The sequence below is a fragment of the Rhodopseudomonas sp. BR0C11 genome (assembly GCF_010820945.1).
Classification (GTDB): Bacteria; Pseudomonadota; Alphaproteobacteria; order Rhizobiales; family Xanthobacteraceae; genus Rhodopseudomonas; species Rhodopseudomonas palustris_H.
In genome coordinates, this window is record NZ_QTKI01000356.1 from 1 (window position 1) to 5,094 (window position 5,094).

The 5,094-nt window shown below is 66.3% G+C and carries 6 protein-coding genes; 4 read left to right on the forward strand and 2 right to left on the reverse strand.

The features are described 5' to 3' along the window. The 3 genes from DYI24_RS20925 to DYI24_RS20935 all read left to right on the forward strand — a co-directional run. Window positions 1-703: cobaltochelatase subunit CobN (locus tag DYI24_RS20925; RefSeq protein WP_205523616.1), on the forward strand; the 703-nt coding region annotated here is incomplete at its 5' end. Then, on the forward strand, window positions 700-1,326 hold the full coding sequence (cobO, locus tag DYI24_RS20930; RefSeq protein ID WP_107354196.1) for a cob(I)yrinic acid a,c-diamide adenosyltransferase: 627 nt from the start codon (window positions 700-702) through the stop codon (window positions 1,324-1,326). The genes DYI24_RS20925 and cobO, both read left to right, overlap by 4 nt. Window positions 1,327-1,407: 81 nt before the next feature. Continuing rightward, entirely contained in the window at window positions 1,408-2,892 is a 1,485-nt protein-coding gene (locus DYI24_RS20935; protein ID WP_164573697.1) for a cobyric acid synthase, read from the forward strand. Here DYI24_RS20935 and cbiB read toward each other — a convergent pair. Next, on the reverse strand, window positions 2,865-3,836 hold the full coding sequence (gene cbiB, locus DYI24_RS20940; RefSeq protein WP_164573698.1) for an adenosylcobinamide-phosphate synthase CbiB: 972 nt from the start codon (window positions 3,834-3,836) through the stop codon (window positions 2,865-2,867). The two genes, DYI24_RS20935 and cbiB, sit on opposite strands and share 28 nt — an antisense overlap. A 1-nt stretch (window position 3,837) precedes the next feature. Next, window positions 3,838-4,650: an ABC transporter substrate-binding protein gene (locus tag DYI24_RS20945; protein ID WP_164573699.1), complete on the reverse strand. Its 813-nt coding sequence runs from the start codon at window positions 4,648-4,650 to the stop codon at window positions 3,838-3,840. Between the two features lie 63 nt (window positions 4,651-4,713). On the opposite strand from DYI24_RS20945, the gene DYI24_RS20950 reads away from it, so the two are divergent. Then, window positions 4,714-5,094: aminotransferase class I/II-fold pyridoxal phosphate-dependent enzyme (locus DYI24_RS20950; protein WP_502706361.1), on the forward strand; the 381-nt coding region annotated here is incomplete at its 3' end.

Here is a 5,094-nt window from a genome sequence, read left to right on the forward strand (position 1 = left end):
GGTGTTCGGCGCGCGGCCGGGTACGTACGGAGCCGGGCTGCAGGCGATGATCGATGACGGCGGCTGGAATAATCGCGATGATCTCGCCGGCGCTTATCTTGCCTGGGGCGGCTATGCCTATGGTGCAGGGCAGGACGGCGCCGAGGCCGCCGATGCGTTCGCGGCGCGGCTGAAGGCGGTCGATCTGGTGGCGCAGGCGCAGGACAATCGCGAGCACGACATCCTCGATTCCGACGATTACTACCAGTTCATCGGCGGTCTCGCCGCCACCGTCGAAAGTCTGCGCGGGCAGGCACCCCGGATCGCCCATGTCGACACGTCGCGGCCCGAGGCGCCGCTGCCGCGGACGCTCGCACACGAGATCTCCCGCGTGGTGCGGGGCCGCGCCGCCAACCCGAAGTGGATTCAGGGCGTGATGCGCCACGGCTACAAGGGCGCCTCGGAAATCGCCGCCACCGTGGACTATCTGTTCGGCTTTGCGGCTTCGACCGACGCCGTCGGCAATCGTCATTTCGACCTGCTGTTCGCCGCTTATCTCGAAGACGACGCGGTGCGTGAGTTTCTCCGCGACGCCAATCCGGCGGCGCTGCGGGATATCGTGGCGCGGTTCGACGAGGCGATCCGCCGCGGGCTGTGGACGCCCCGCTCCAACCGAGCGGCCGACCTGCTCGCCGAAATTCTCACTCCCAAGGAAGCTGCATGACCGATCCTCTGCCCGCCCGCGACGAAAACGTCCGCCACGCCGAGAAGGCGAAGAAGCGGAAAGCCGCGCATGACAAGAAGCTGGAGGGCATGACCGACAGCAAGGGGCTGATTATCGTCCACACCGGCACCGGCAAGGGGAAGACCTCGGCGGCGCTCGGCATGGTGTTCCGCCATATCGGCCACGGCATGCCGGTCGGCGTGGTGCACTTCACCAAGTCGGAGAAATGGAACACCGGCGAGGCCAAGCTGCTGGCGAAGTTTCCGGAGCTTGCGACGTTGCACATCATGGGCGAGGGCTTCACCTGGGAGACACAGGACCGCGAACGCGACATCGCCGCGGCGCGCGCCGGCTGGGAGCGCGCCAAGGAATTGATCCGCGACGACCGTCATCGCATGGTGCTGCTCGACGAGCTGAACATCGTGCTGCGCTATGATTATCTGCCGATCGAAGAAATCGTCGCGGTGCTGCTCGACGAGAAGCCGGCCGACAAGCACGTGGTGATCACCGGCCGCAACGCCCACCCGGCGCTGATCGAGATCGCAGACCTCGTGACCGATATGACCCTGGTGAAGCACCCGTTCCGGACCGGCGTGAAGGCGCAGAAGGGCGTTGAGTTTTGAATTTGGCCTTAGTGTCTGTCATTCCGGGTTCGCGCCTGTCGGCGCGCCCCGGAATGACGAGCACGTGGTGAGAAAACCGCGATGACTGCTACCCCCGCGCTGATGATCCAGGGCACCTGCTCCAATGCCGGCAAGTCGACGCTGGTGGCGGGGCTGTGCCGGGCGCTGGTGCGGCGGGGGCTCAAGGTCGCGCCGTTCAAGCCGCAGAACATGTCGAACAATGCCGCGGTGACGGTCGATGGCGGTGAAATCGGCCGGGCGCAGGCGGTGCAGGCGCGCGCGGCCAAACTGCCGCCGACGGTGCATATGAATCCGGTGCTGCTGAAGCCGGAGACCGACACCGGCGCGCAAGTGATCGTACAAGGCAAACGGTTCGGCCGGCTCGGGGCGCAGCACTTCCTCGACAAAAAAGCGGCGCTGCTGCCGCACGTACTCGACAGCTTCGCCAAGCTCGCACGAGAGGCCGACATCGTGCTGGTCGAAGGCGCCGGCTCGCCGGCTGAGATCAATCTTCGCGCCGGCGACATCGCCAATATGGGGTTCGCGCAAGCCGCAAACGTGCCGGTGGTGATTGCCGGCGACATCGAGCGCGGCGGTGTGATCGCGAGTCTGGCCGGCACGCATCTGGTGCTCGACGATGCTGAGCGGGCGTTGGTGGCGGGCTATCTGATCAACAAATTCCGCGGCGACGTGCAGCTGTTCGATCATGGGCTGACGGCGATTACCGAGCTGACCGGCTGGCCGTCGCTTGGCGTGGTGCCGTGGCTGCCGTCGGCCGCACTGTTGCCGGCTGAGGACGCGGTCGATCTCGACCGGGCGCAGGCTTCGGCGGCCAAGCGCATCATCGCCGTGCCGATGCTGGCACGGATTGCTAATTTCGACGATCTAGATCCGCTCGGCATGGAGCCGGGCGTCAAGCTGGTGTTCGTGCCGCCGGGCACGCCGATCCCGGCCGAGGCCGACGTGGTGATCATTCCCGGCAGCAAGTCGACGCTCGGCGATCTTGCGTTCCTGCGTGCACAGGGCTGGGATATCGATATCGCCGCGCATGTCCGCCGCGGCGGTCATCTGCTCGGGCTGTGCGGCGGCTATCAGATGCTCGGGCGCAGCATCGCCGATCCGGATGGCGTCGACGGCGCGCCCGGCACGGTCGAAGGGCTCGGTCTGCTCGACACCGTCACGATCATGCGGGGCGACAAGTCGACCACATTGGTCCACGGCGCTCATGTTGCGACTGGCGCACCGGTCGAAGGCTACGAGATTCATCTCGGCCGCACCGAGGGCCCTGATTGCGCGCGGCCAGTGGTGACGATCGACGGTCGGGCCGACGGTGCGATTTCAGGCGACGGCCGGGTGCAAGGCACCTATCTGCACGGCCTGTTTACGAACGATGAGTTCCGCCGTGCTTGGCTTGCGGGTCTCGGCATCGCCTCGCAGCTCGCCTATGAGGCGCAAATCGAAGCCGCGTTGGATGCCCTAGCCGATCATCTCGAAGCGCATCTCGATGTCGACCGGATGATCAGGATGGCGCGGAGCCGTCAGAGCACGAACGCCAGCGCCGCGTAGATCACGGTCTGCAGCGCGCAAGCCGCGATCATCACCCGCAGCGCGCGGCCGATGTCGGCCGGCGTCGCCTCGCTCCGCGCTTCGGCGTTGAGATAAGGGTCGTCGGTGATCTTGCCGCCGTAGCTGCGAGGGCCCGCCAGCGCGACACCGACCGCCGCAGCCATCGCCGATTCCGGCCAGCCGGCATTCGGCGAGCGATGCTTGCCGGCGTCGCGCCGCATCACGGCGATTGCTTGCTTGACCGATCCGCGGACGATCGGTGCCACCAGCGCGATCAGCAGGCCCGACAGTCGTGCCGGAACCAGGTTCAACACGTCGTCGAGCCGCGCCGCGGCCCAGCCGAACGAGCGATGCAACGGCGTCAGATGTCCGATCATCGAATCGGCGGTGTTGATGGTCTTGTAGATCAGCAGGCCCGGCAGCCCGAGCAACGCCAGCCAGAACACCGGCGCGACCACGCCGTCGGAAAAATTCTCGGCGCTGGATTCGATTGCGGCGCGGCAGACACCGGCTTCATCCAGCGTCTGCGGATCGCGGCCGACGATCAGCGACACTTTTTCGCGTGCTTCCTTCAGGCCACCGGACGCGAAGGCGTCGCGTACCCGTGCGACGTGGTCGTACAGGCTGCGCTGCGCGATCAGCGTTGCGGCCAGCACGGCCGCGATCACCCAGCCGCCAGGCAACTGTCGTAGCGGCGCTTCGAGCAGCAGCCCGACCAGGCCGGCAACCGCGATCAAAAACAGCACTGCGACGATGCCGGCGACTTTCTTCGTCGTTTCCGACCAGTCGTCGCGGTTGAGCGTGCGGTCGAGCCAGCCGATCATCGTGCCGATCAGCACCACCGGATGCGCCAACCGCTTCCACAGCCAATCGGGATCGCCAATCAGCGCATCAAGCACCAGCGCCACCACGACGATCAGCAGCGCGTGGGAATCCACCAACATGTCAACGCTCCACGCGGATCAGTTCCTCGGTCAGCCGGTCGAGCGCGTCGGCGAGCATCGGCCCGCCGCACACCGTCAGCCGCTCCGGCACCGTAATGCGCTTCGACGGCGGATAGAAGCGCTGCAGCGCCGGATGCAACACGAAGGCGCGGCCTTCGTCCTCGGCGAAATCGCTGTCTTCGGAGATCAGCAGAAAGTCCGGCCGCAACGCCACCACCGCTTCCAGCGAGGCAAAGCCGCCGCGCTGCAGGCCGAGGCCGCTCGCAGCATTGCGCAGCCCGACAGTGTCGAGCAGCGTACTGATCAGACTGTCGCGCCCCGATACCCAACCGCGCCGCGCCAGCGGCAGCACGGTGAGCCTCGTTCGCGACGCGGCCTGTTTGGCGCGCGCCACCGCGGCGTCAATGCGAGCGATCGATGCGTCGGCCCGCTCAGGATGGCCCAGAAGATCGGCCATCTGCCGGATCTGCGCTTTGGACTCGTCGATCGTCTTCACCGAATCGAACTCGACGATGCGTTGGCCCATCTGCTTCAGAAGTTCGCGCGTCGCGCGTTTGGTGTATCGGCCGCCGATCACGAAGTCCGGCTTCAGCATCAGAACGTCTTCGGCTTCGCCGGACAATTGCGGAAATCGCGCTGCTTGTACGGCAAGGAAGGAGCGATCGGCATCGCGTGCATAGGGGCTCAGCCCGCGGATCTGCTCGGGATCGGCGAGCGTCAGCAGCAACTGATCGGTGCAGGCATTGATCGACACCACCTTGGGCGCAGCGGCTGCGCTCGCGTCAGTTGCGAGACTCGCAACTAACAGCATCATCAATCCGGCTAAAAAGCCGCCGAGCCTCTCGCGCTTTGGTCGCGATGGTGGCAAGACACGGTGATGAAGCACGGCGGCGATCTTACGGCGGCGATAGCGCGGCACGGCGGCGATGCTGCCGACTGGCTCGATCTCTCCACTGGCATCAATCCGCGTCCCTGGCCGATCCCAGACGTTGCCGCGGATGCTTGGGAGCGTCTGCCGTCGCAGACCGACGAGACTGCGCTGTACGATGCCGCGCGCCAAGCCTACGAGGTGCCGGAGGAGTCCGGCATCGTCGCTGCCGCCGGCACGCAGGCGCTGATTCAATGGCTGCCGTATCTCGCAGCGCCGGGCGGTGTCGCCATCGTCGGACCGACTTATGCGGAGCATGCGCTGGCTTGGCGGAACGCCGGGCGCGAGCTTGTCGGCATCGCGTCGCCCGACGAGGTTCCCGAACCGGCC

What these genes read in the sequence shown, in the direction of transcription:
- cobO (WP_107354196.1), top strand. Translation starts at nt 700, where the DNA reads ATGACCGATCCTCTGCCCGCCCGCGACGAAAACGTCCGCCACGCCGAG.
- DYI24_RS20935 (WP_164573697.1), top strand. Translation starts at nt 1,408, where the DNA reads ATGACTGCTACCCCCGCGCTGATGATCCAGGGCACCTGCTCCAATGCC.
- cbiB (WP_164573698.1), bottom strand. Translation starts at nt 3,836, where the DNA reads ATGTTGGTGGATTCCCACGCGCTGCTGATCGTCGTGGTGGCGCTGGTG.
- DYI24_RS20945 (WP_164573699.1), bottom strand. Translation starts at nt 4,650, where the DNA reads ATGATGCTGTTAGTTGCGAGTCTCGCAACTGACGCGAGCGCAGCCGCT.